General features: G+C 56.3%; 17 protein-coding genes and 1 tRNA gene. 15 read left to right on the forward strand and 3 right to left on the reverse strand.

Features of this window, described 5'->3' with window-relative positions; all coding sequences use genetic code 11:
- The first annotated feature begins 141 nt into the window (after nucleotides 1-141).
- From FGU65_RS01475 to FGU65_RS01485, 3 genes are read left to right on the forward strand one after another with little or no spacing between them, the layout of a single operon-like run.
- Nucleotides 142-846, forward strand: coding sequence for a hypothetical protein (locus FGU65_RS01475; RefSeq protein WP_301662622.1), 705 nt, complete (start codon nucleotides 142-144; stop codon nucleotides 844-846).
- Nucleotides 847-856: 10 nt separating this feature from the next.
- Nucleotides 857-1,618, forward strand: a complete 762-nt coding sequence (locus FGU65_RS01480) for a metallophosphoesterase (RefSeq protein ID WP_301662623.1) — start codon at nucleotides 857-859, stop codon at nucleotides 1,616-1,618.
- Complete coding sequence (locus FGU65_RS01485; RefSeq protein WP_301662624.1) at nucleotides 1,566-4,295, forward strand: DEAD/DEAH box helicase; 2,730 nt, start codon at nucleotides 1,566-1,568, stop codon at nucleotides 4,293-4,295. Before FGU65_RS01480 ends, FGU65_RS01485 begins: the two co-directional genes overlap by 53 nt.
- A 6-nt stretch (nucleotides 4,296-4,301) precedes the next feature.
- On the opposite strand, the gene FGU65_RS01490 is transcribed toward FGU65_RS01485, so the two are convergent.
- Entirely contained in the window at nucleotides 4,302-4,856 is a 555-nt protein-coding gene (locus FGU65_RS01490) for a TATA-box-binding protein (RefSeq protein ID WP_301662625.1), read from the reverse strand.
- Nucleotides 4,857-4,973: 117 nt separating this feature from the next.
- Here FGU65_RS01490 and FGU65_RS01495 point away from each other — a divergent pair, with 117 nt between their 5' ends.
- The 8 genes from FGU65_RS01495 (at nucleotide 4,974) to FGU65_RS01530 (ending at nucleotide 20,880) form a co-directional block, all read left to right on the forward strand.
- Nucleotides 4,974-6,659: an AMP-binding protein gene (locus FGU65_RS01495; protein ID WP_301662626.1), complete on the forward strand. Its 1,686-nt coding sequence runs from the start codon at nucleotides 4,974-4,976 to the stop codon at nucleotides 6,657-6,659.
- 116 nt (nucleotides 6,660-6,775) lie between these two features.
- Nucleotides 6,776-6,860, forward strand: a tRNA-Leu gene (locus FGU65_RS01500).
- A 955-nt stretch (nucleotides 6,861-7,815) separates the two neighbouring features.
- Complete coding sequence (locus tag FGU65_RS01505; protein ID WP_301662627.1) at nucleotides 7,816-7,962, forward strand: hypothetical protein; 147 nt, start codon at nucleotides 7,816-7,818, stop codon at nucleotides 7,960-7,962.
- Nucleotides 7,952-8,296, forward strand: coding sequence for a hypothetical protein (locus FGU65_RS01510; RefSeq protein WP_301662628.1), 345 nt, complete (start codon nucleotides 7,952-7,954; stop codon nucleotides 8,294-8,296). Before FGU65_RS01505 ends, FGU65_RS01510 begins: the two co-directional genes overlap by 11 nt.
- Nucleotides 8,293-11,172, forward strand: a complete 2,880-nt coding sequence (locus FGU65_RS01515; RefSeq protein WP_301662629.1) for an MTBMA_p00010-related P-loop-containing protein — start codon at nucleotides 8,293-8,295, stop codon at nucleotides 11,170-11,172. Before FGU65_RS01510 ends, FGU65_RS01515 begins: the two co-directional genes overlap by 4 nt.
- A gap of 585 nt (nucleotides 11,173-11,757) precedes the next feature.
- Nucleotides 11,758-14,508 (forward strand): ATP-dependent helicase, encoded by a 2,751-nt coding sequence (locus FGU65_RS01520; protein ID WP_301662630.1) that lies wholly within the window; start codon nucleotides 11,758-11,760, stop codon nucleotides 14,506-14,508.
- Nucleotides 14,487-17,651: a site-specific DNA-methyltransferase gene (locus FGU65_RS01525; protein WP_301662631.1), complete on the forward strand. Its 3,165-nt coding sequence runs from the start codon at nucleotides 14,487-14,489 to the stop codon at nucleotides 17,649-17,651. The genes FGU65_RS01520 and FGU65_RS01525 overlap by 22 nt, the downstream gene beginning before the upstream one ends.
- 7 nt (nucleotides 17,652-17,658) lie before the next feature.
- On the forward strand, nucleotides 17,659-20,880 hold the full coding sequence (locus FGU65_RS01530; protein ID WP_301662632.1) for a DEAD/DEAH box helicase family protein: 3,222 nt from the start codon (nucleotides 17,659-17,661) through the stop codon (nucleotides 20,878-20,880).
- A gap of 9 nt (nucleotides 20,881-20,889) precedes the next feature.
- Here FGU65_RS01530 and FGU65_RS01535 read toward each other — a convergent pair whose 3' ends face one another.
- Entirely contained in the window at nucleotides 20,890-22,017 is a 1,128-nt protein-coding gene (locus tag FGU65_RS01535) for an ORC1-type DNA replication protein (RefSeq protein ID WP_301662633.1), read from the reverse strand.
- A 182-nt stretch (nucleotides 22,018-22,199) separates the two neighbouring features.
- On the opposite strand from FGU65_RS01535, the gene FGU65_RS01540 reads away from it, so the two are divergent.
- The 4 genes from FGU65_RS01540 to FGU65_RS01555 all read left to right on the forward strand — a co-directional run bounded on the left by FGU65_RS01540 (nucleotide 22,200) and on the right by FGU65_RS01555 (nucleotide 24,631).
- Complete coding sequence (locus FGU65_RS01540; protein ID WP_301662634.1) at nucleotides 22,200-22,454, forward strand: hypothetical protein; 255 nt, start codon at nucleotides 22,200-22,202, stop codon at nucleotides 22,452-22,454.
- Nucleotides 22,451-22,867 (forward strand): FxLYD domain-containing protein, encoded by a 417-nt coding sequence (locus FGU65_RS01545; protein WP_301662635.1) that lies wholly within the window; start codon nucleotides 22,451-22,453, stop codon nucleotides 22,865-22,867. The genes FGU65_RS01540 and FGU65_RS01545 overlap by 4 nt, the downstream gene beginning before the upstream one ends.
- A gap of 226 nt (nucleotides 22,868-23,093) precedes the next feature.
- On the forward strand, nucleotides 23,094-23,561 hold the full coding sequence (locus FGU65_RS01550) for a hypothetical protein (protein WP_301662636.1): 468 nt from the start codon (nucleotides 23,094-23,096) through the stop codon (nucleotides 23,559-23,561).
- A gap of 29 nt (nucleotides 23,562-23,590) precedes the next feature.
- Nucleotides 23,591-24,631 (forward strand): serine/threonine-protein kinase, encoded by a 1,041-nt coding sequence (locus FGU65_RS01555; RefSeq protein ID WP_301662637.1) that lies wholly within the window; start codon nucleotides 23,591-23,593, stop codon nucleotides 24,629-24,631.
- A gap of 158 nt (nucleotides 24,632-24,789) precedes the next feature.
- Here the strand turns inward: FGU65_RS01555 and FGU65_RS01560 are convergent, their stop codons facing one another.
- Complete coding sequence (locus FGU65_RS01560) at nucleotides 24,790-25,035, reverse strand: hypothetical protein (RefSeq protein WP_301662638.1); 246 nt, start codon at nucleotides 25,033-25,035, stop codon at nucleotides 24,790-24,792.
- Between the last annotated feature and the right edge of the window lie 98 nt (nucleotides 25,036-25,133).

Raw genomic sequence — 25,133 nt, forward strand, 5'->3', positions numbered from 1 at the left:
GTATGAGATATTGGGTCTTGTGAATCGTAAAGCCATCGCCGGAGGGGGAAAGTGTTCCCGGTGATCCCTTTTAGAGGTCCGGCGGCAGATATATACTATCACACGGGTGCGGGATGCCGCACCCCCGGAGGCGTGGAAGGAATGGAACCGGCAGTGCGGGTATTTGCCCGGGAGTTTAACGGATCGCGGTCAACAGCAGACGCCGGCGATGCGCTCGCCGGCAGGGCGGTCGTCACGCCGAGCGGTGCGCACTGCCGCCGGCTCTTCCTCGTCGGCGCCCTGACCGAACGGAAGGGGTCCGGTGACGACGTGATGCACGCGCGGCTCGCCGACCCCACCGGCACCTTCGCCCTGACGGTCGACCGGCGCAGCCCGGATGCCGCCGCCACACTGGAGTACATCGACCCCCCGGCGTTCGTGGCCGCGGTCGGGGAGGCGGTTGCCGCCGGCACCGGCACGCGGATGCGCACATCGATCGCGGTGGAGACGATCACCGTCGTCGACCGCACCGTCCGCGATCTCTGGGTTCTCCGGACCGCCGAAGCGACCCTCGAGCGGCTCGAAGCTGTGGGGGACACCGGCGACCTCGCGGCGATGGTCACGACGGCGCTCGAGAGCGTCCGGCCCGATCTCGACGTGGGGCCGCTCGAGCCCGTGAATGCCGCAGAGATCCTCCGCTCGGCCCTCGAGGAGGGGAACGGCCCGCGCGGCCTCTCCCGCCGCGACGCGATCGCCCGGGGCGTCGCCGCCGGATTGGCTGCCTCGGCGGCCGGGCAGGCGATCGACGACCTCCTCCTCGCCGGGGAGTGCTACTCGCCTTCGGCAGGAATGCTCCGACTGATCTGACATCACGCAAATGCACCTTCACTTCATCGAATCGGGCCCCGCGCTCCTCGTCGAGAACACCCGGCGCGTGCTGGTCGTCGCCGACCTGCACATGGGCATCGAGTCGGGCCTCGCACGCCACGGGGTACACGTCGGAAGCAGGAGCGCTTCCCGGGCAGAAAGGGTGCTCTCCTGCATCGGCGAGACCGACCCGGACATCCTGCTCCTCCTCGGCGACGTGAAGCACAACGTCCCGGTGACGAGCAGGCAGGAGTATGCCGAACTGCCGGGAACGTTTTCACGGCTCCGCAAAGCCGTGCCCCTGCTGGTCGCGCCCGGCAACCACGACGGCGGCATCGATCGGTTCCTGCGGGAGGGCGAGCTGCTGCCCCCTGCCGGGGCGGTCGTCGACGGCGTCGGCTACCTGCATGGGCACACCTACCCCGATCCCGATCTCCTCGGCCGCCTGGTCGTCCTCGGCCACCACCACCCGGTCGTCTCGCTCCGGGACGAAGTCGGGTGCGCCGCCCGGGCGCAGCCGGCCTATCTCTACGCGAGCCTCGACGAGGAGTGCCTGCTCGGGAAGAGGCGGCCGGAGACGAATGAGCCGACGCGGCTCCTCTTCGCCCCGGCCTTCAACGAATTCTGCGGCGGCATCGACGTCCTCCGGATAAAGAACGACGGCCTCGGGCCGCTCTCCCGCTGTATGAACGATACAACCGCTGAGGTGTTTCTGGCAGATGGAACCTATCTCGGAACCCCGACGACTCTCCGACCGGCGGACGGCGATTGATCTCCTCGAGCCGGAGGTCCGCGAGGTCGTCCGGAAACGGGGGTTTGCCAGCCTCTCCGACGCCCAGGAGCAGGCGATCCCCCTCCTCCTCGAGAACCGGAACCTGGTGCTGATCGCCCCGACCGGCACCGGCAAGACCGAGAGTGCGATGCTGCCGGTCTTCAGCCGGCTCCTTGCGACACCCGGCCAGGGGTTCAAGGCGATCTACGTCACGCCGCTGCGCTCCCTCAACCGCGACATCCTCGCCCGGATGGAGTGGTGGTGCGCCGAGCTCGGGCTCTCGGTCGGGGTGCGCCACGGGGACACGCCCCAGAACGAGCGGCGGCGCCAGGCGCTCTCGCCGCCCGACCTCCTCATCACGACGCCGGAGACGCTGCAGGCGCTCTTCATGGGCAGCCGCCTCAAAAAGCACCTCGCAAACGTCCGGTTCGTGATCATCGACGAGGTGCACGAGCTCGCCGGCAGCAAACGCGGGGCGCAGCTCTCGGTCGCTCTCGAACGCCTCGCCGCGCACGCCGGCGACTTCCAGCGGATCGGCCTCTCCGCGACCGTCGGCAACCCGGACGAGATCGGCCGGTTCCTCTGCGGCGCCCGGCCGTTCTCGCTCGTCGAGGTGCCGGTGGCGGCGCACCTGGATATATCGGTCCGTTTCGCGGGCGAGGATTTCTCCGGCCAGACCCGCTCGGTCGAAAAATGCCTCGACCGCCCCGGCTCCACCCTGGTCTTCGTCAACACCCGGGTGACTGCCGAACTCCTCGGCCACGAGCTCTACGCCCGTGGCGACGTCGAGGTGCACCACGGCTCGCTCTCAAAAGACGTCCGCGTCGATGCCGAGGAGCGGTTCCGCCGCGGTGCCGTCCGGACGCTGATCAGCACCTCCTCGATGGAGCTCGGGATCGATATCGGGCATATCGAGCACGTCCTCCAGTTCGGCTCGCCCCGGGAGGTCTCGCGGCTCGTTCAGCGGGTCGGCAGGGCCGGCCACCAGCTCGACACGATCTCGCGCGGCGTCGTCCTCGCGACCGGCTTTGATGACCTCCTCGAGTCGATGGTGATCACCCGGCGGGCGCAGGCGAACGAGTGCGAGAACGTCCTCCCGCCGATGAACGCCGCCGACGTCATGGCGAACCAGGTGGCGGCGATCGCCGTGGAGTATGGGGAGATCGAGATCTCCCGGATCCAGGCGCTGATCGAGCGGTCGGGCTGCTTTTCGGACTCGGAGGGCCTCCTCGAGAAGGTCTCTGCGCAGATGGCGGAGCACCGGCTCATCCGGCGGGACGGCAGCCGGATCATCAGGACGGGGCGGGCGCGGCGCTACCTCACCGAGAACCTCTCGATGATCCACGACGAGCGCAAAGTCGAGGTCTTCGACATCGTCTCCCGCCGGACGGTCGGGACGCTCGACGAGTCGTTCGTCATCGGCTGGGTGCACACCGGCGCGGTCTTCATCACCAAAGGGCAGCTCTGGCGGGTGCTCGATATGGAGGGTGGCAGGATCTCGGTCGAACCGGCGACGAAGGCCAGGGGCGAGATCCCCTCCTGGGAGGGCGAGCAGATCCCGGTGCCCTTCGCGGTGGCGGACGAGGTCGGCCGGCTCCGCCGCACCCGGGAGTTTTCCGGCTATGCTGCGGGGGAGCGGAGCCTCCGCTACGCCGAGAGATTCATCGGCCGGATGGACGCCGGCCGTTTCCCGGTGCCGTCGGACCGGCTCATCACCCTCGAGAACACCGCCGAGGGCGTCGTCGCGAACGTCTGCGGCGGGCACAAGGCGAACGAGGCGCTCGCCCGGGCGCTCTCGATCCTGCTCTCTGCCCGGTTCGGGACGACGGTCGGGATCGAGGTCGGGGCATACCGGATCCTCTTCCGGCTTCCCGCAGGGGTGCGGGCGCTCGAGGTGCAGGAGAGCCTTTCCGGGCTCGACCCGGCCCACATCGAGGGCGTCTTAAAGCTCGCCCTGAAGCGGACGGCGCTCTTTAAGTGGAAACTCGTGCAGGTCGCCAAAAAGTTCGGCGCCATCGACGCCGACGCCGACTACGAGCGGATCAGCATCCACCGGCTCATCGACCTCTTCGACGGGACGGTCATCGCCGAGGAGGCCTACCGCGAGCTCTTCAGCGACTACATGGACGTCCGGGAGGCGGCGGAGATCCTCGCCGCCGTCCAGGACGGGCGGGTCGGGATCGCCGTCGGGGTCATGAGCCCCCTCGGGAGCGAAGGCCTCTCCTCCTCACGGGACACCATCGCTCCCCTGACGGTTGACCAGGCGGTGATCGGCACCCTGATGCGCAGGCTCGAGAAGGAGGAGGTGATCCTCTTCTGCATGCACTGCCGGAAGTGGAAGAGCAGGACGGTGGTCGAGCGGGTGCCGGACCGCCCTGTCTGTCCGGTCTGCAACGCCCGGCTGATCGCGGCCGTAAAGCCCTGGGATGAGCCGATGATCGCGGCCGCAAAGAAGCAGAAGAAGACTGAAGAGGAGCGGGCTGCCGAGGTGCGGATGCTGCGCAGCGCCAATATCGTGCTCTCGAGCGGGAAGAAAGCGGTGATCGCGCTTGCAGGACGCGGGGTCGGGCCCGAGGTCGCATCGCGCATTCTGGCTACGCTATCGGAAGGAGAGGCGTTTTACCGGGAGATTCTCAAAGCCGAGCGAAACTACGTGCGGACGCACCGCTACTGGTGAAAAAGGTTACATGATGCTCTCGAGCCGCTGCTCGAGGAAGTCCAGGCCCCGCTTGATATCTTCCATATTTTTGCCGCCGGTGAGGATGATCTTGCCGGAACTGAAGAGTAGAGCCACGATCTTCGGGTTTTCGATCCGGTAGACGAGCCCCGGAAACTGTTCGGGCTCGTACTCGATGTTCTCGAGGTTCAGGGTGATGACGACCTTGTTCAGATTGATGTATTTCCCCATGTCGTAGGAGCAGACGATATTGGTGATGGCAACCTTCGGCTCGTCGAAGGCGTCGACGCCCGCCTCTTTCAGCGACCCGATGATGATCTTCAGGCCGTCCTGGAGGTCCTGTTTGTTCCGGATGCCGGTGAGGACCACTTTGCCGGATGAGAAGATCAGGGATGCAATCTTCGGGTTTTCAATCCGGTAGACCGCGCCGGGGAACCGCTTGGTATTCAGCTCGCAGTTTTTCACGGTTTCGGAGACTTTCGCGAGGTCTATTGAGTCAGCAATAACGCCGGAGGCCACGATGTTCTCGATTTTCAGTGACTCGTATCCCTTGTCATCCATCGATATGAGTATCGTCTTTTAAACCATAATACTAATGGAAAATCTTTATGGGTACCTGACGGCGCACCCCCGGCTATATACTTAAAAGCCTGGAGACCAAAGGTTATTGATCGAATTATGGGCAAGAATGAGCAGGGTGCCTTCGATTACGACGAGTGGTACGCGAATTATTCCATCGAGGTTCCTGAATACTATAATTTCGGGTTCGACGTCATCGATGCATGGGCGAAGAAAGACAGAAACAAGCTCGCCATGATCTGGACGGACCAGCAGGGCGGCGAGAAGAAGTTTACCTTCTACGACCTGATGCGGCTCTCCAACCAGGCGGCGAATATGTGTCTGAAGTACGGCATCAAGAAGGGCGACCGCGTCATGATCATGCTGCCGCGGGTGCCGGAGTGGTGGATCTTCACGATCGCCCTCATCAAGCTCGGTGCGGTCTACTGCCCGGCCCCGACGATGCTGACGCCGAAGGACTTGAAATACCGGATAAAGGCCGCCGATATCAAGATGATCATCACCTCCGAGGAGCACGCCGGCAAGATCGAGGAGATCCGCGAGGAGTGCCCGTCGCTGACCGTCAGGCTCTCGGTCGACAGCAGGCGCGAGGGCTGGGTCAGCTACCCGGTCGAGCTCGACTACCCGGCGCCGGTCTCCCACAAACTCATCAACCTGCCCGGGATGCACCGGACGAAGGCGACCGACCCACTCGTCATCTTCTTCACCTCCGGGACGACCGGCGAGGCGAAGATGGTGCTCCACGAGCAGAGCTACCCGCTCGGGCACCTGGTCACCGCCGGGATCTGGCACGACCTGAAAGAGAACGACCTGCACTTCACCCTCTCGGACACCGGCTGGGCGAAGAGCGCCTGGGGCAAGTTCTACGGCCAGTGGCTCATCGGCGCCTGCATCTTCGTCTACGATATCCGCGGCCGGTTCAACGCGACCGAGATCCTCCCCCTGATGGAGCGCTACGGGATCACGACCTTCTGCTGCCCGCCGACGATCTACCGGATGCTGATCCTCGCCGACCTCGACAAATTCGATCTCTCGGAGCTGCGCCACAGCGTGAGCGCCGGCGAGCCCCTCAACCCCGAGGTGATCCGGGCCTGGAAGGAAGGCACCGACAACACCATCTACGAGGGCTACGGCCAGACCGAGACGATCCTCTGCATCGGGACGTTCCCGGGGATGGAGCCGAAGTTCGGGTCGATGGGCCGCCCCTCGCCCGGCTGGGTGATTGAGCTCCACGACGAGGACGGCAATCCGGTCGGACAGCATAAGGAGGGGAAGATCGCGATCAAGCTCGACCCGCGACCGGTCGGGCTCTTCCGCGAGTACCTGGACAACGAGGAGGAGAACCGGAAGGTCTTCCAGAACGGCTTCTACTACACCGGTGACAAGGCCTACATGGACGAAGACGGCTACTTCTGGTTCATCGGCCGCGACGACGACGTCATCAAGTCGTCCGGCTACCGGATCGGCCCCTTTGAGGTCGAGAGCGCCATCGTCGAGCACCCGGCCGTCCAGGAGGCTGCGGTCGTCGGCTCCCCCGACGTCATCCGCGGGCTGATCGTCAAGGCGTTCGTCGTCCTAAAGCCGGGCTACAAGCCCTCGGAGTCGCTGATCAAGGAGATCCAGAGCCACGTGAAGCAGACGACGGCGCCCTACAAGTACCCGCGGACGATCGAGTTTACCGATGCGCTCCCGAAGACCATCTCCGGCAAAATCCGGCGGAACGAGCTGCGTGAACTGGAGATGAAGCGTTTCATCGACTCCAACAATAAGGCCGGCTCCCCCTGAGGGACAATCACCTTTATTTTGTTGAAGGTACAACACTTTAAGGCGCGAGGGTTGCCGAGCCAGGTCAAAGGCGATAGGTTCAGGGCCTTTATCGCGAATTACACCATAGATCCCGTGCGAGGGTTGCCGAGCCAGGTCAAAGGCGCTGGGTTCAGGGCCCAGTCTCGTAGGAGTTCACCGGTTCGAATCCGGTCCCTCGCACATTCTCTCTTATGAAATGTTATTCTGGTAGCCTTTGGTAGATCGCATTTTTCGCTGCAGTTGTCGGGGCTCTGGTTTGAGTGCTGTGTAAGGTTACGTACTCGTGGTGCCCCACACGTGGGGCGAGAGTTGCCGACCCGGGCCAAAGGCGCTGGATCTGGGATCCAGGTTCATAGGAGTTCTTCGGTTCGAATCCGGCCTCTCATGTACTGTGCTTGAGATAATCTTGTTCCGCTTCTAGAATTTTTTCCATGACCCATTCTGGAGCTTCGTCTAAGGAATCGATCTCCCGGACGACCTTGTAGAATTCACGCCTCATGCCGTCTAGAACACGGGAGTTGATAATCCGCCCGACCCGCCGGCTCTCCTCCGGAGGTAATCCTCTCATAATCTCATTGCCTCGGTCTGTATCTGTCCACGTATGATTTACCACTATCGTCCGGGTCATGCGAGGGGCGTCCGCATTCGGTTTCGGGTATGCTCATTACCTCCTTGCCATCTTTCTGACATTCCTTCCGCGATCTTCGAGCTAGCACACAGCCGCTAAACCAAATTCACCGAGCGCGGTTCTTCCTTTTATCTCCCCTCATCAATCTCTTTTCCGTGCGGGAACCTGCTGACGGTGAGGCGCCCGAACCAGGGCATCCACCACCCTTCTCAGCACCGATCGCTTTTTGATCCGCCCGCACTGGAGCAGACCATGAGAGAAGCATTCCAGGAAGTACCCAGCCACGTCCCGGACCCGACAGCAAAGGCCCGTCCGGGAGAAACGGATCGCCGACGGCAAAGTCAGACCGATACACCAACACAGCGAGGAAACGAAATGCAAAGCACAGACAGAACAGACGGCAGCCCCCGGAATGAAGCGTGCGCCAACATCGGTTCATGCGGGACTGCCCAGAGATCTTCTGCACCGGAGGGGATAAGACCGACGGCGGTCCGCACCCTCGACCCGGTGCCGATCTACCTGGTCCCGCAGGCGCTCTCGGCTGCGATCCGCCGGCACGGCAGATCGATCGTTGATATCCGGGCGAAGCTGAACGGCCACAACCTCTTCGCGATCACCATCACGCTCCAGGAGGCGGGCGGCAATGAATACTGAGCCCGGGACGATCTCCTACGGCCTCGGCGGGGTGCTCCACATCCTCGTCGACGCCGAGCGTTACCGGATCGAGCCGGAAGACGTGAAGGCCCTGCTCTTCTCCGGCCGGGTGGTGCCGATCACCCAGGACTGCTCGAAGGCCAAGCGGGAGGATTACCTGATCTGCGACGTCGCCATCGCGGGGCACGCCGCGATCAACCGTTCCGGTAAGGCCGTGGCGGTCCACACCCGCGTCGGCTCGTACATCGTCCCGGTGGTCAGCCTGCAGCGGGTGGCGCGGGGCGAGGCCGCGAGCGCCCCGCTCTTCCCGATCATCCCGGGGGAGACGGAATGAAAGACGAGTTCCTCCGGGCGGTGGAACTGATCGCCCCGGAAGGCGTGGTGGAGATCCGTGCACTGGCAGACAGCGCCGTTCACTCCGGCTACTTCGAGGACCGTGCCGAGCTCGCCGGCAGAGTCGAAGTCCTCGACGCCGATCCGTCGGTCAGCGGGATCTACGTCACCCTCAACCCCGTCAACCCGGCGCTCCTCTCCCGCCGGGCGAACCGGATCAAGATGCGTCTTTCCAGGAAGGACGCGACCACGGCCGACGCCGATATTGTGCAACGCCGCTGGCTGCCGATCGACATCGACCCGGTCCGGCCAAGCGGGGTGTCGTCCACCGACGCCGAGCACAAACGCGCTCTCGACACGGCCGGCCTGATCGCCGCCTGGCTCGCGGAGGCGGGGTTCCCGGCGCCGATCATCGCCGACTCGGGCAACGGCGCCCACCTCCTCTACCGGATCAGCCTGCCGAACACCGAGGCGGCGACGGACCTTGTGAAGGGGTGTCTCGCTGTCCTCGACGCCCTCTTCTCCACCGAGCAGGTCACCGTCGACACCGCGAACTTCAACGCCGCCCGGATCTGGAAGCTCTACGGCACGGTCTCCCGGAAGGGCGACAACACGCCCGAGCGGCCGCACCGGCGGGCGCAGCTTCTCTCCGTGCCGGAGGACGTGGGCATCGTTCCGGTGGAACCGCTCCGGCACCTCGCCGGGCTGCTCCCGGGCGAAGAGCCGGCGCCGAAGCGGTCGAACGGCAACGGCTCTGCCATCGACCTCGCCGGCTGGCTCTGCGACAACGGGATCGGTGTCCGGTCGACGCGGCCCTACCGCGGCGGCACGCTCTACGTCCTCGATGACTGCCCGTTCTCCTCGGCGCACAAGGACGGCGCGTTTGCGATCCAGTTCGCGAACGGCGCGATCTTCGCCGGCTGCCATCACCAGAGCTGCGGCGGCGGTGCGCAGCGCTGGCCGGAGCTCCGCGACCGCTACCGGCCCCGGGAGAAGCGGACGCTGGTGCCGAAGAGGAAGGAGGACAAATCCGACCCTCCTCCTGCTCCGCCGGAGGACGAGCACCACCGCCGGGCGATGGAGATCCTCAGCCAGGGCGACCCGCTCGGGTTTCTGCTCGAGACCTTCTACAGGTCCCACGTCGGCGACCGGATCGTCGCGGAATGCCTGATTATGTCGGTCGCTTCGCAGAGTATCGAGAACACGAAGGGCCTGCACGTCGCGATCTCCGGCAACTCCGGCAAGGGCAAGAGCCACGCCTGCTCGACGATGCTCACCCTGATCCCGGAGGCCTACAAGATGACCGGCACTGTCTCCAACAAGGCGCTCTACTATGCCGACGACCTGCGGCCGGGCACGGTGATCCTCTTCGACGACACGACGCTCTCGGACGACCTGCAGGAGGTTCTGAAGTCCGCGACCTCCTCGTTCCACGACCCGATCGAGCACCGGACGCTCACCTCGGACCGGCAGCTCCGGGTCTGCAGCATCCCGGAGCGGTGCGTCTGGTGGCTCGCCAAGGTCGAGAACCCGGGCGACGACCAGGTGATGAACCGGATGCTGACGGTCTGGATCGACGACTCGGCCGAGCAGGACCGGGCGGTGCTCGAGCACCTCAAGCGGGTTGAGGCCGGCGAGCAGCCGGAGGGCGATGGCCCGGACGTCCTGACTGCCCGGGCACTCTGGGCAGCCATCAAGCAGCGCCGGATCTTCGTCCGGATCCCGTTCGCCCGGCGGATCCAGTTCTCCAGCGCCGCGAACCGCCGCAACCCGGCGATGCTCTTCGACCTGATCAAGTGCCACGCGGCGCTGCGGTTCCTGCAGCGGGAGCGGCGCGAGGCCGGTGGCATCACCCAGATCGAGGCGACGCGGCAGGACTTCGAGGCCGCTGCCCGGCTCTACGGCGCGATCAACCAGGAGGGCGGTGGACAGGACTCGAAGATGACTCGCAACGAAGCGGCGGCGCTCGCCACGATCGCCCGGATGGGCTGGGAGACGTTCACGGTCCGGATGCTACAGCAGGCGACCGGATTGTCGTACCACCAGGTCCGGCGGATCCTGCAGGGCTACTCCGCCCGGGGCCTGACCTACTGCGGCCTCCTGGAGAAGTGCCCGGCGATCAGCGTGGTGGACGCGACAGTCATCGACGAGAGCACCGGGACGACCATCCGGCGGCACGAGCACCACTTTCAGTTCGATATCGAGCGTTACCGGGAGTGGGTGGCAGAGCTCGCGGTCTGGCTGGAAGACGAGGATGCGGACCCCGGGGAGGATGACTCCCCGCCGCCTCCGGACGGGTGTTGCAACACCGGTTGCAAACAGGAGTGCAAAGGGGTGTGCAAAGGGGTGTGCAAAGAGATCGAGGAGGAGTGTTCGGGGCATTCCGGCGATGAATCCGGAAATAACGAAGATCTGGTCGAGATCGATCGCGACGATTCGAGGTCGTTTGCAACAATTTCCGGATCGCACGGCACGCCCGATCTAACTCCACCGGAAGAGCAGCCTGATCGCGTGCACGAACCCTCGAAGCTGTGCGTTTTCGGATCTGTTGCAAACGAAAAAATCGAAAATGGCAATGTATCGAGGAATCTAAATTTCCCTGACGTATCAAAGAGTTCGCTCGCGAAAAGTGTTTGCACTCATGTTTGCACACCCCTTTGCAACACCATGTACAACAGTGTTGCAACACCCGTCCGGCCGCTGCCCGGACTGCTCGATCACCGGACGTTCGAGCGAGTGAAGATCGAGCTCGGCCGGTGCGATATCTGCGATACCGGGAAGGTGGCCTACCGCTCCCGCGAGGCGCAGGCGAATATCTGCGAGAGGTGTTATGCCCGGCTCGTGCGGGAGGGGAACGCGAGGGAGGGGGTGCGATGATCTCTGTCGATCCCCTACAGGGGCCGGCGGTGGTGCTCGGGATGGCCGGGGCGGTGCTGGTGGCGTCGCGGTCGCAGGGCATCCGGCGGGCAGGGTTTGGGTGTTGGGTAGTGGGGAACTTACTCTGGGTGCTGTATGCGTCATACCAAGAGAATACTTATCAGCTAAGTCTCTTTGGGTTCTATTGGCTAACAGCAGTTATAGGATTGGTAAACCTGCAAGAAAACCGGAAAGATGAAGGTTAACGTGCTTCGTATTTCAGGAAAATTGCTTTGTGCTTAACATTCTCGGTGGAGCACATGCTTATTCCTATAGCACCTGCTTTCCACACTGCGAAAAGCTTTGAGTACGGGAGAATGTGTCAGTGGGGTGTTACATCTGGTCCGTGTAGACGTGGGACAAATGAGGGGTGTTGGTCTACCTTAACCACTCCTGAATGATGTATAATGAGCATTGCGGATTTGTTTTACAGGTTTTAATGAATTTTCAGCAATTTAGTGCATATAATACGCTTATTCTCATTTTAACCAAATAATATGGACTTATTTCGACAAATTTAAGCCCTCCGGTTAACGATCTGAAAACATGGAACAACCCTGCTCTCCAATTACTCAAAGAATACTCAGCGAACCCAAGCCCCTATCAGATCCCCAGAAACTAGCCGTACTCTGTAAACGCAATCACATTCGGATTATCGCAGGAGCAGGGGCTGGTAAAACGGAGACCCTGACCCGACGGATCGTTTACCTCCTTCTCGAGAAGCAAGTGGAACCTTCTGCTATCGTGGCATTCACGTTCACAGAGAATGCGGCGGAGAGTATGAAAAGCCGCATCTACGAACGGGTAAAACATCTTGGTGGAGAGGAGATTTGCGCACGTTTGGGCGATATGTACGTTGGGACAATCCATGGATACTGCTCTCGGATTCTCGAGGAACATTTTGGATACGGCGATTATGGGGTGCTTGATGAACGCCAGGAAATGGCGTTCATCATGCGTGTAGGTTGGAGCCTGGGTCTCGGCAAAAATGGATTTTATTCGGCTAATTGTGAGGCGTTTCTCAATACTCTCAGTGTGGTCTATGGAGAGATGCTACCTCAAAATAGGTTAGAAAGCCATGCTCCCGATTTTTACAGAATGTTCCGGTCGTATGAGCAGCTACTCGATGAGCACAAGCGGCTCACGTTCGATCGTATGATCAGCATATCCGTGGAGAAACTCGCTGAGAATCCTGAAGTTCTCAATAGCGTCACCCACCTTATCGTCGATGAGTATCAGGACATCAACCGGGCCCAGGAACGTCTTATTCAGCTTATCGGAAATGGCGCATCGATTTTTATCGTCGGTGATCCGAGGCAGACGATTTATCAATGGCGTGGTTCTGATGAGCAGTGTTTTGATGATTTCAAGCATAATTACGCTGACTGTGCCACCATACCAATCACCGAAAACCGCCGGAGTACACGGCAAGTCATCGATCTTGCTAACAGTTTTTCCGATACCTTCCGGGGTGACGAAGAACCCCACATGGATAAGGTCAGGGAGGAGGAAGGTGCCACGTACGGAATCGCATTGGAGAATGATACCGCTGAAGCGGTGTGGATATGCGACCAGATTGAGCGGTATGTCAATGGAGGTATCTGTTCGTTCAAAGATATCGCTCTGTTATTCCGGAGTGTGACGACCTCCGCCCCACCCTTCATTGATGAAATGCGCCGCAGAGGGATTCCCTGCATAGTCGGCGGTAAGGTGGGGTTGTTCCGGAGACCCGAAATTCGATCACTTGGCCAGATCTTTTGCTGGCTCTCTGAAGACGGGTTCTGGCAGGAAAATCGGTGGGACTGGAAAAACCGGATCACTGGTGACGAGATACTCACAGCGGCAATCCGAAATTGGCAAGAGGGTTTCCCGGCTGGGATCGAGAATGCAGAGCTGCTTGAGAGGTCTATTCGTTTATGGAAGGAATCGGTCCTTAAGGGTGGTTACGAAAACTTCACCGAGGCGTACTACCAGCTCCTCACAACTCTCGGCTATCACTTCCTTGATCCGGCGGATCCCGTTCACGCTGCTGTTATGGCAAATGTCGGTAATTTCGGCAACATTCTCACCGATTTTGAGACTGCAAACAGGCTTGGTGGCCGGGGGGCGGATTGGCCACGCGATCTCAAAAATCTCTGTTGGTACATCAACATGTTTGCAAGCTCAAAATACGAGGAACACCCAGGCGATGAGATGGACGTAGTCAATGCGGTGAACGTGTTCACAATTCACCAGAGCAAAGGTCTGGAGTGGCCCCTGGTCTTCATTCCCTCCATGGTCACCCGGCGCTTTCCCTCCTCAATGGTCGGGCGTCAGCGCGATTGGTTCATTCCCAGGAATCTGTTCGATGCCGTGAAGTACGAAGGCGATCTGGAAAGCGAACGTAAACTGCTGTACGTGGCACTTACCCGGGCAAAGGACGTGGTTGTGGTCAGCAGGTTCACCTCGGCCGGGGGGCAAAACCGGGGTAGCAGCGAATTCATGGATGACCTTGATGAGCTTAACCTTCAGGAATGGAATCCGGCGACTTCTTTGCCCCTCTATCCTCTACGGGTCAGCGAGGCTTCGGATGAACTCCGGACATACGCGGCCACAGAGATTGTCGATTATGGGAAATGTCCGCACTTCTACCGACTACGCCATCTCTGGGGGTATCAGCCGGGGTTGAGCAAGTACCTTGGCTACGGATCGACGCTTCACTTCTGCATGCGAACGGCCGCGGAGCTGATGCGTGAGGAAGGGTACTCCGTGCGTAGCGCTGTCTCAACGGCCATCGGCCGTAACTTCTACATGCCCTTTATGCCGCCAAAGCGGATGGAGGAGATCAAACTGAATGCAAGGCGAAACTTGATTCGTTTCGTGCATGCGTGTGAAGAGGATATGCACAGAATCCGGGAGGTGGAGACACGGATTGAATTTCCACTGCAGAACGCGATTGTCGCTGGGAAGGCCGATGTGATTCTGCATGATGGCTATGGGGTTGAGATCAGGGACTACAAAGCGACGGACGCAGCAACGACGACTGAGGAGGTGGCAACCCAAATTCGGTTATACGCACACGGGCTGTCAACATTGGGCGAGACGGTACGCAATGGATCGGTTGGTTTCCTTGAAGAAGCGTTGGTGGAAGCGGTCGATGTGGGGCAGGAGACTGTTGCCGAAACCGTCAGGCGCACTGAAGAGCGTATCAGCGATATAGAAAGCGGCAGGTTTACGCCCTGCCCGGGGCAATTTTGTAAACGTTGTGATTACAGCATTATCTGCAGGTGGAAAGCATGCCACGACGAGAGACACTAGAAGAATATGAACACAAAAAGATGGAGGAGCACAAGAAGAACCTGAAGAAAGTCCTTCGCGAGCTCTTCCAGATTGAGGATGCAGCTGAACTTGACCATGGCATGTACCGGATCATGAAGTTGAGACGGGAGCAGGTCGAGGAGTTTATCAACAACGGATTGATTGAAGAGGTTGATGCGGTCTTCGGCGAGTACACTGCTCAGCAGCGGGAAATGGCAGAGCGGGACAAACAGGCGCTTGAAGAGGAGATCCTGCACAAACTTGGAGATAAAGCACTCGCGAAGGATAGTATTCGGGAGGATCTACTTATTACCCCTATAGCTCAGGAACTCAATGAGCGTTACCTGGCTGTCTGCAATCGCGTACGGGCATGTGCCATGAGCGACCAGCACAAAGGTGAAGTATTCTCCCGCATCGCCGACTTTTTCGGCAGGTACTATGATGACGGGGATTTCATGTCGCTCCGCCGCTACTCGGCCGATGGGAAGTACGCCATCCCCTATAACGGTGAGGAAGTGCTGCTCCACTGGGCAAACAAGGATCAGTACTACATCAAGACGGAGCGGCACCTGAAGAATTATGGATTTGAGGTCGGGGAAAATACTACTGTTCGATTTGAAGTTGTGAAGGCGGAATCAACTAAAAATAATAACAAGACCGAAAAACGGCATTTGGTTCTTGCTCCCGAGACGGAAGCAAACGATGAAAGTGAGGCAATCATCCCCGTAGAATGGAAGGAAAATGCCCGGGAACTCATCATTCGCTTCCAGTTCATCACCCTCGATGATGTAGCCCTAAACGAGTATACGGAATTTATTCCTAGGGGGGCAAAACGCAAAAACCCGAACCGTGACGATGTGATCAAGGGAGTCGCCACCAAGATTCTCGAACAAGTTCCCGGATCCGATCTGAAGGCGAGTCTAAGTCTGGGAAAACCAGGTGATAATAAACCACTGCTTGAAAAGCACATCACCCGCTTTTCCTCGCAGCATACGTCCGACTACTTCATCCACAAGAATCTACACAAGTTCCTTGCACAGGAGCTCGACTTCTACATCAAGAATGAGGTCTTCCGCCTCGATGATCTGACAGCCGATAACGAGCGACAGATGCAGCACTACGTTGCGTGTGCCCGTGTGATGAAGACGATCTGTCTTCGTATCATCGACTTTCTCGCTCAGATGGAGGAGTTCCAGAAGAAACTCTGGGAGAAGAAGAAGTTCGTACTCTCAACGAATTACTGCATGACGCTTGATATGATCGATGAGGAATTCTTCGCGGAGCATTTTGAGGAGATTGTTGTTGGGATGAGAGATAATTGGGAAGAATTGCTCGAGTTCAATTTAGATAGCAGCAGGCAGGCTAGCCTTTCATCGTTTTTAGTAGAAGAACCTAACTTGTTCCAAGAAGCAAATCCCTACTTAATACTCGACACAAAAAATTTTGATGCAGTATTTGTCGAAAAATTGCTCAGCACTTTTGAAAATTTAGAAGAAGATACATCTGGTTTAATTATAAAATCAGAGAACTGGCAAGCATTGAATTTGCTGAAAAACAGATTCGCGGAAAGCATCAATTGCATTTATATCGATCCACCTTACAACACGGTTGAAGGCACGTTTGTCTATAAGAACGATTATAAGAATTCTTCTTGGCTATCTATGATGGCAGACAGATTGCTATTGGCTAGAGATTTGCTACCGAAGTCAGGGACGCTTTCCGTTGCTATCGACGATACTGAAACATCCTACTTGAGGATCATTTCAGACAGCATCTTCGGAGTTGAAAACTACATAGCGACTTTTGCGATTGAGATTAATCCTGCAGGTCAAAATTTGAAGCCAAATGCCCCTGCACTAAGCCACGATTATTGTCATGTTTTTGCGAAAGACATTTCCGAATCTGAATTACTATTAAGAGAATTAACGCCTGAAGAGATCGCACAATATACAGAGACAGACTCTAAAGGACTCTATCTCTGGGATAATCTGCGAAGAAGAGGAGGAAATTCCCGCCCAGCAGACAGACGCAGACAATGGTATCCTTTATACATAAATTTAGCTGATAAACGGGTGAGTACTGAACCTTTTGAGAATTCGACTGAAATTTGGCCAATAGACCCTAAAGGGGAGAATAGAATCTGGAGATTGGAGACTGAAAGCGCAAAACGTGATATCGCAAATGGAGAAATATCAGTAATCGAGAAAGCTGGTCGTGCAGAGATCGTGAAAAAAACTCGGATGCCAGATGGGAAAAAGCCCAAAACACTATGGGCTGACGCAAAATATTCTGCGACTACCTATGGCACAAAATATTTGAATAAATTTTTTAGAGAAAACGAATTTAGCTACCCAAAATCGATATTTTTGGTCCAGGATTTAATTAAACATTGGGCAAATCCTGACGATATAGTGTTGGACTTCTTCGCCGGTTCCGGTACGACGGCTCATGCTGTTCTTAACCTTAACAAGGAAGACGGAGGCGATCGGAAGTACATTCTCGCTGAGATGGGTAACTACTTCGATACTGTAACAAAGCCCCGCATCCAGAAAGTGATGTACTCTGATAGTTGGAAAGATGGCGAACCGGAACCGGATGGCACTGGTCAGAGCCACATGTTCAAGTACATCGAGCTGGAGCAGTACGAGGACACTCTCGACAATATAGTACTTGAGCAGCGGACGCTTGACCAGTTTGACGACTATCTCCTTCACTACATACTCGACGTCGAATCACGTGATAGTTTGTGCCGGGTGAACCTAGACGCCTTCCGCAATCCATTTGAGTACAAACTTCGTATACGCCGGGCTGATGGCAAGGGTCACGAAGACAGGACTGTAGACCTTGTTGACACCTTCAACTATCTCCTTGGATTGCGAGTAAAGCAGCTCGTTCCCTTTGACAACGAGGCAACCAGCACTCACTATCAGGTCGTCCACGGCACTCTCCCCTCCAAACAGTCAGCAACGATTATCTGGAGGAAATGCACCACTGATGAAGTATTCCTTAAAGCTGATAAGGCCTTTATCGAGGAGCATGTCCTTACGGAACTTCCTGCCGACGTGGTGTACGTGAACGGCTACTGCTTCGTTGACGGAGCCCGCCCCATTGAAAAGGAATTCAAGGATCTCATGGGGGCGTGAATGGATCATGGCTCTCCATGAGTGGCTCATCCTCAACGACTACGTGCTCCACCAATTCGGGATAACTAGCAAAGAGAAATACCGGGATGTTCGAGCACTCCTCTCCAGCACTGAGGGCAAGGACTCTGAAGAACGCGAAGCGGAGCAGCGGCAAGACGGGATCAGCTCATTCTGCGATGCCCTCTTGAAGTGGTTAGAACTTGAGCGGATTGGTGGTGAACCCGGATTACTCATTGATCCTGATGATCTTGAAACCTATGACCTGCGGATCAGTGCTCATCTGGCTCACATAAACCAAAGACGCGAAACACCTGTCCGGCTCAAGTACTTCCAGTGGCTCGCGGCCCTCTTCACCGAATACTATCTGCACCGCTTTTTTACTGACCGCGTTGTGCTCCTTAACAGTCTCAACGATCACGTGGAGGTCTTTGTTAATCAAAGCGTATCCGGAACTGCCAGGAGAGAAAGAGCTTATGATCGGTTTGATTTCAGCGTTGATGACCTTCGGAAACTCGCATTCTGGATGGCAACAGGGTCGGGCAAAACATTCCTCATGCACCTCACCTATCTTCAGTTCCTCTATCACAACCGGAATGCTGTCCCGAAATATCAACTCAAGATCGACAACATTTTACTTATCACGCCCGGGGAAGACCTTACCAACCAGCATCTCCACCATCTCAAAGAAAGTTCCATCCCCTGCGAACGTTTCCAAGCTCAGAACCCCGGCGGGCTCTGCGCATTTGAGTCGTCTGATACTATCAAGGTCATTGAGATCCAGAAGATAGTTGAGCAGAAAAAAGGGAGCGGTGCCTCCGTTGATATTGAGAGCTTCGGAAAGAAGAACCTCATCTTTGTCGATGAAGCGCACAAGGGGAGTGGTGGGAATACCTGGAGGGCTAACCGGAATTGGTTGGCAGAGCAAGGATTTGCCTTTGAGTATAGTGCAACCCTTGGCCAAGCCGTCGGTTCTGGAAACGGAAGAAACGGTGCCAATGACCTTCTCGCTGAGTACGGTAAATCTATCCTCTTCGACTATTCGTACCGTCACTTCTACGATGATGGTTATGGGAAAGAGTATCGCCTTCTCAATGTCCGAGATGACGCATACGATGAAGACGTTCGAGATACGCTCTTTCTTGCAAACCTGCTCTCATTCTACCAACAGAAGGCAGTCCACCGTGATTATCCATTCATGGTTCGGGATTACAATCTCGCGGATCCACTCTGGTTATTCGTCGGAAGTCAGGTGAACGTATCCGAGGAAGAATCCGACGTTTTTAAGATCATTTCCTTCCTCAACCGTGTAGTTACCGAACGGGGCTGGGTCATTGAAACGATCCAGCGTTTTCTTGATGGCAACTCGGGCATCAAAACAAAAAACGATCATGATCTCTTTGGGCCGATGTTTCAGGAACGGCGCTTCTCCTATATCCGACAGCAGGGAAAGAACGCAGTTGATCTGTACACGGATATCCTCAAAGAAGTCTTTCACGTCAGGGAAGGCGGCTCAATTGTCCTAACGCCGTTGAAAGGAGCAGCTGGGGAGATATCGGTTTCCTGCGGGGGCAATCCATTCTTTGCTCTAATTTATGTTGGAGATCGCAACAAGTTCCTAGAACTCGTGGAGGAAGCCGAAACCGCCCTCCAAGTAGGTCCCGCCATAGATCACCCCTCGTTATTTGCCTCCATCAACAGTCATGCATCGGCAGTAAATATTCTAATCGGGGCAAAAAAATTCCTCGAAGGTTGGGACTGCTACCGCGTCAGTGCCATGGGTCTCCTCGATATTGGGCAGAGTGAGGGAACTCAGATCATTCAGCTCTTCGGTCGCGGCGTGCGGCTGAAAGGAAAGGACGGATCATTGAAAAGGAGCACCAGCAGTTTCGGGGATCATCCTACCCACCTTCCCATCCTTGAGACGCTAAATCTTTTCGGTGTCAAGGCAGATTATCTCAAGAAATTCGAAGACTATCTTAGACAGGGTGGCATGAATACGGATCTCCGTGTCCCATTTGAGATTCCAATTACCATACAACACGATACTCTTGAACGTGGGCTCAAGGTTCCGTCTATTGAGCGATCCGGATTCAAGCGGCAGATACAATTCGTCCTCGACTCCGCAGCGGTACGCACCATATCTGCTGACCTATCGGTGAAGGTTGACCTCAAGCAGAGCAGTTATTATGAGAACATGTCGCTTGAAGCGGATCAGCGGGAAGAACCGGTGGCTATTCCAGCAGAACTCCTTGATCTGCTCGACTGGAACCGAATCTACTTTGTTCTCCTTGATTACCGAGCCTTGAACGGATGGTCAAACATTGTTTTTGACAAAAAGGAACTGAAAAAGATCATCGAAGATGGAAATTATGCCCTTACTTGCCCGAAGCATATGGTTCGTCCAACAAAGTTTGCCGACATCGAAAAAGTGGAAAACATCGCCATTACCATCTTGAAGAAGACCCTCAAGGCGACCTATGCGGATCGGCAGAGCAAATGGTTCCATGAAAACGCCCGTATGGGGACTTTGACCGAAGGTCATGGCAACTTTGCCTTTGAGAAGTACATTGTTGAGGTTGACGAATCCGCATCTGATATCATCCAACAGGCGAAAGAAATAGATTCAAACATTGACCTGTTCATCGTTTCCAACGGTGGCAGATTCATTGCCAATGCATTTTATGAGCGCCATCTTTTCCAGCCGCTTCTTACAAAAGAGGCTCAAGAGAGCAAATTCTCGATTACTCCACAGGAATTAAACTCCGGTGAAAGGATCTTTGTCGAACGATTAAGGGAGTATGTGGAAAGCCACGAGGCCGAACTCACCGATAAGACAATATATCTCCTCCGTAATCGCCCTAACGATAAAGGCGTCGGCTTTTATAAGACAGCATGGTTCTACCCTGATTTCATTCTTTGGGTGGTCGACAACCAGACAAACTATCAGAGGATTGTTTTCGCCGATCCAAAGGGTATCATCCATCTGAACGGATTTGAAGACGAGAAAGTTCAACTATGCAATGACATTCAGGAAGTCGAAAGACGAATTAAATCCAGAACCGGGATAGATGATTTTTCGCTTGATTCGTTCATAATCTCAAGGACAAAACGGGTAGATGCTGACAAAAAATTTCAGAACCCTGGAAGGAATCGTTACGATGAGCTTCACATCCTCTTCCTCGAGGACGGTATGAGGTTTGTTGAAAAGATGCTTGGGATTGAAGGCTGACTTAGCCTTTCACCCGCACACCTCCCGCACCTTCTCCGGCTCGTACCGGAGCACGATCTCGTTTGTCCGGTCGCTCGACCGCACCCGAATCATGTCGACCAGCCGCAGGGAGTTGAGCTTCTGCAGCCGCTTGAAGAACACCGTGTAGCCTATCTTCGCAGTATCCTTCACCGCCGCATAGATGTTTTTTGAGATCAGCGGCTCGGTCTGCTCCTGCGACAGCTCCGCGATCTGTCGGAACAGCAGCCGCTCGCCCGCCGAGAGCGCCCGGACGGTACAGACGAGATGTACATGCCTAGCCTGCTCGTAGGCGGCCATGATATCCTCCCGGACGACCTCTGTCCGGGCGGCACGCTCCGCATGCATGGCCGCCCGCTTCACCAGGTCGAGCCCCACCCGTACGTCCCCCGACTCCATCGTCTGCTCCACGATGATATCGAACATCTCCGGCGAGAGCACCTTCGGGTAGAGCCCGGCGCGCACCCGTTCGCGGAGGATGCCCCGGATCTCGTCGGCATCGTAGGGCGGGAAGTAGATCATCGTCGGCCGGAAGACAGAGACTACCCAGGGATCGAGATCCGTTACCAGGTCCAGGTCGATATCGCTGATGGTCGCAAAGACGCCGGTCCGCACGCCCGGGTAGTCCTGGTGCAGCCGGAGCAGGGAGTTTAAGACATCGCCCAGCACCCCGTCGTAGTGCAGCAGGTTTGCGTCGTCCAGGCAGACGACCAGGCTGAGCTTCCGCTTCTGCAGGCTATCACCAATCGCGTCCATCACCGACAGGATCGAGAGCCCGGTCCGCGGCGGCGTGTGGCCGAAGAGCGTCGCGTAGACCCGCGAGTAGACCATGTACTTCGTCCGGTCGGTCTGGCAGTTCACGTAGACCGGCAGAACCTTCCCGCGGAACTGCTCGAGTTCGGTGAAGACCCGGAGCACGCTCGTCGTCTTCCCGGTGCCGGGCAGCCCCGTGCAGATGGCGTTCAACGCCCGCCCGCCCCGGAGCGCCGGGCTGATCTGGTAGGCGAGTTCGCTCATCTGTGGTTCGCGGTAGTTGAAGAACTCGGGGACGTAGTCGATCTCAAAGACGTCAACGTCCCGAAAGAGGGTCTGGTCGGAGAGAAGGAACTGCTTTGCCATGCAAGGATCGTCGTGTTCTGGATATATAGTAAAGAACCCCGCGCAGGGTGAAAATGTACATGACGAGGAGACCGGCCCTGCCTGGCTCCGTGACGGCCTGCCGAAAGCCGGCCGAACCGCGACCGGCGGCAGGGACAAAGTTATATGTCCGTGCCTCGAAATTGAAAACGAGGCACGAAAGAATGCATCCGAGAGATCGCGAAGCGCTGCAGTTGCGGAATATCTGGCCGGCGATGGCGGTCATCGCGAGTTTCTGCGGCATATGGGTCGTCTGTGACATTGCGTCGGCGAACAGGTCTCTGATCCCCCCGCTGACGCCGGTCTATTACGGGTTGACCGCTGCAGTCTACGTCTTCTTTGTGCTGTATCTCATCGTGGGGGCGCGAATGCTCCTGAAGTGGCGGCGCGAAGATAGAGAACTCGCCGCCGGAGCATGACGCGCCTCTCCCGCAACCTCGTCCTGCTGCTCCTCGCGGGATGCGCCCTCACCGGGGTCCTCGTCATCTCATACGGGATCCTGCTGGCTGCAGGAACGGCAGACCTGGCGATCTCGTTCGGCCCGGCAGAGTCATACGATTATCTGGGACCCGACGACATCGGCGTTCTCCCGACCCCGGTGTATTCCCGGAACTTTACGATAACGAACGAGGGGGCGGCTCCGGTGGAGAACGTCAAGGTGACGTATACGTTCTCCGACCCGGCAGGCAGCCTGATCATCGACGCGGGTTCCTACCGGATACCAAAACTCGCGCCCGGGGAGGGCAGGACGTTCTGTGCGGAGTACAGCAATGTTCGCGAAAAGGCGTTCGACCTGACGGTGAAATGCCGGTATGTGCGGAAGGTCGTGTAGTTCAGGCGTCGCTTTACCCTTTTCACTGTCCAATACTGAGCATTGCGCTGTGTGACAGCTCTTCCAGCGGCGATCGGATTTGTCATTGAGAAACGGTCGAAGTTCAAAGTGGGCTGCATTTTCGAAAAAGCCGTGTATTTGGCAACCATTGCTAGATGGCGCAGCTGAAAACCCAAAGCTTTTCATTTTCTCGGATATAAGTCTCCTAAAACTGTGGGGACTATGAATGCAGATACTAGGTGTTCGTTCAAGTACTGAAGAGGTTTGGTATGCCATTTTAGAATTTAATGGAGATAAAGCGAGATTTGTTAACGCAGTCGAGGAAAACAGACTCACTTTCCCAGCAAGTGCCAAAAATCCGGAAGAAAAAATTTATTGGTTATATCAGGAACTTGACCGGGTATTAAGTTTATACACTGAAATTGAGAGAATTGCATTAAAAATGGCAGAACATCATCCCGGCGGACAGAAGAATGCCGATCGAGAAATTGCATATTACGACAGCGTAATTTTACTGGTTGCTGCCCAAAGGCGCAAAACAGTCAGCGTTAAGCGATATACATCGATTGGTACAAACAGTTCCCGGGTCAAAACACTCGCGGAAGAAATAACCGGACTTACAGAATATAATTGGGCTGCCAAATTGGCTGATGCAGTCGCAGTTGCTTGGTCTGAGAGAGAGAAAATCACATGATTTGTGGCATATCCTTGGATCCGGGTGATTTGCTCTATAAGTACCGCCTGTGCCAGAGAATTGGTGGGGGGTTTTTTGGTGAGGTGTGGCTGGCGCATGACATCCACATCGATCGTGATGTTGCAGTAAAGATCCAAGTTTTATCAGAGGAAGCTGCGGATGACGTATTGCAAGAAGCTCAAATAGGCAATCACCTTGATCATAGAAATCTTGTGAGAGTCCACTCAGCAGATACAGACATATACGAAGAGAAGGTGTTGCTTCTCATTGCCATGGATTTTTATTCAAACGGGTCTATCATAAACAAACTTAACAAACTGGACTTTATACCGCTTCAAGAAGGTATCCGCTACCTGATTGATGTCCTGAAAGGATTAGAACATCTCCATGTGAACGGTATCTATCATGGTGACATCAAACCCCAAAATATCCTAATTGGTCAAGAGGATGAGGCATCTCTAACAGATTACGGAATCTCATGTTATTCACCTGAATTAGTTCCGGTTCAGTCAAAAGCATTTTACTACCCTCATGCAGCTCCAGAAACACTCAGTGACAAGCAGATCAGCATACAGACAGATATCTATCAAGTTGGAATGACAGCATTTCGATTGCTGAACGGCGAGGCGAAATTGAGAAAAATACTTGAAGACAGTGGACTGGAAGGTTATTGTGACTTAGTTCAACAAGGGAAGGTCATTCAATCCTGCGACTATCTCCCATTCATTCCACGTAATCTAAAAATGATTTTGAGCAAGGCAACTCACGTTGATCCATCACGTCGCTATCAGATGGCACTTGAAATGCGCCGAGCACTAGAGAGGCTAAATTATCTAGGATATTGGACGTGTGATTCCGAAGGAAATCTGGTCGGATATAATGATGGAAAAACATACTTTTTCAGCGTTGAATCGAGAGGAGAAGGACGGTATAATTTTGTTGCAGCCAAAAGAGAAAAGTCGGGTCGAAAAGTCAGAGTGGGGCGATACTCAAAAGCAAATGTAAGTCTGAAGGAAATCGAGGTTCTCAAGCAAAGGTATATGCTTTTCGTTGTTACCGGCAAAAAATGAAAATAATACATTTTTAACTGTTTCAGATTGAGGGCGGCTCGAAAATCTCTAATTGGAGGGCTGTCGCAATTAGTCCATTATATGCTATCCTAGCCCCATTTCCCTCAAAAGGCTGCAGAAGGCTTTGAAAGATTCAGGAACAATCCTTGTGAGATCTGTCACCACCCACCGATCACCCGCACCACCACCGCCACGACCCCGCCGACCAGCCCGCCGGCGCCGGCACTGATCCGCTGCATCCGCTGCTCCTCGCCGATCTTCGTGTGCCGCCAGCCCTCGAGGTCGCGGAGCCGGGTCTCAAAGTCCTCGTGCGTCTTCTCCATCCGCTGCAGCGTCTTGCACATCCACTTCACGTCCCGGTTCGTCTCATAGACAAGCTCCCGGGTCGTCTTCTCCTCTGTCATTTCGGCATTCCTCCATTGAAGAAAGCATAGGGAGTCAAGGTAGATTAATATTACTTGAGGTTATATTTTATGAGTGTCTGTCATCCCGGGACTCGACA

It is taken from the genome of Methanoculleus frigidifontis, assembly GCF_030464345.1.
GTDB lineage: Archaea > Halobacteriota > Methanomicrobia > Methanomicrobiales > Methanoculleaceae > Methanoculleus_A > Methanoculleus_A frigidifontis.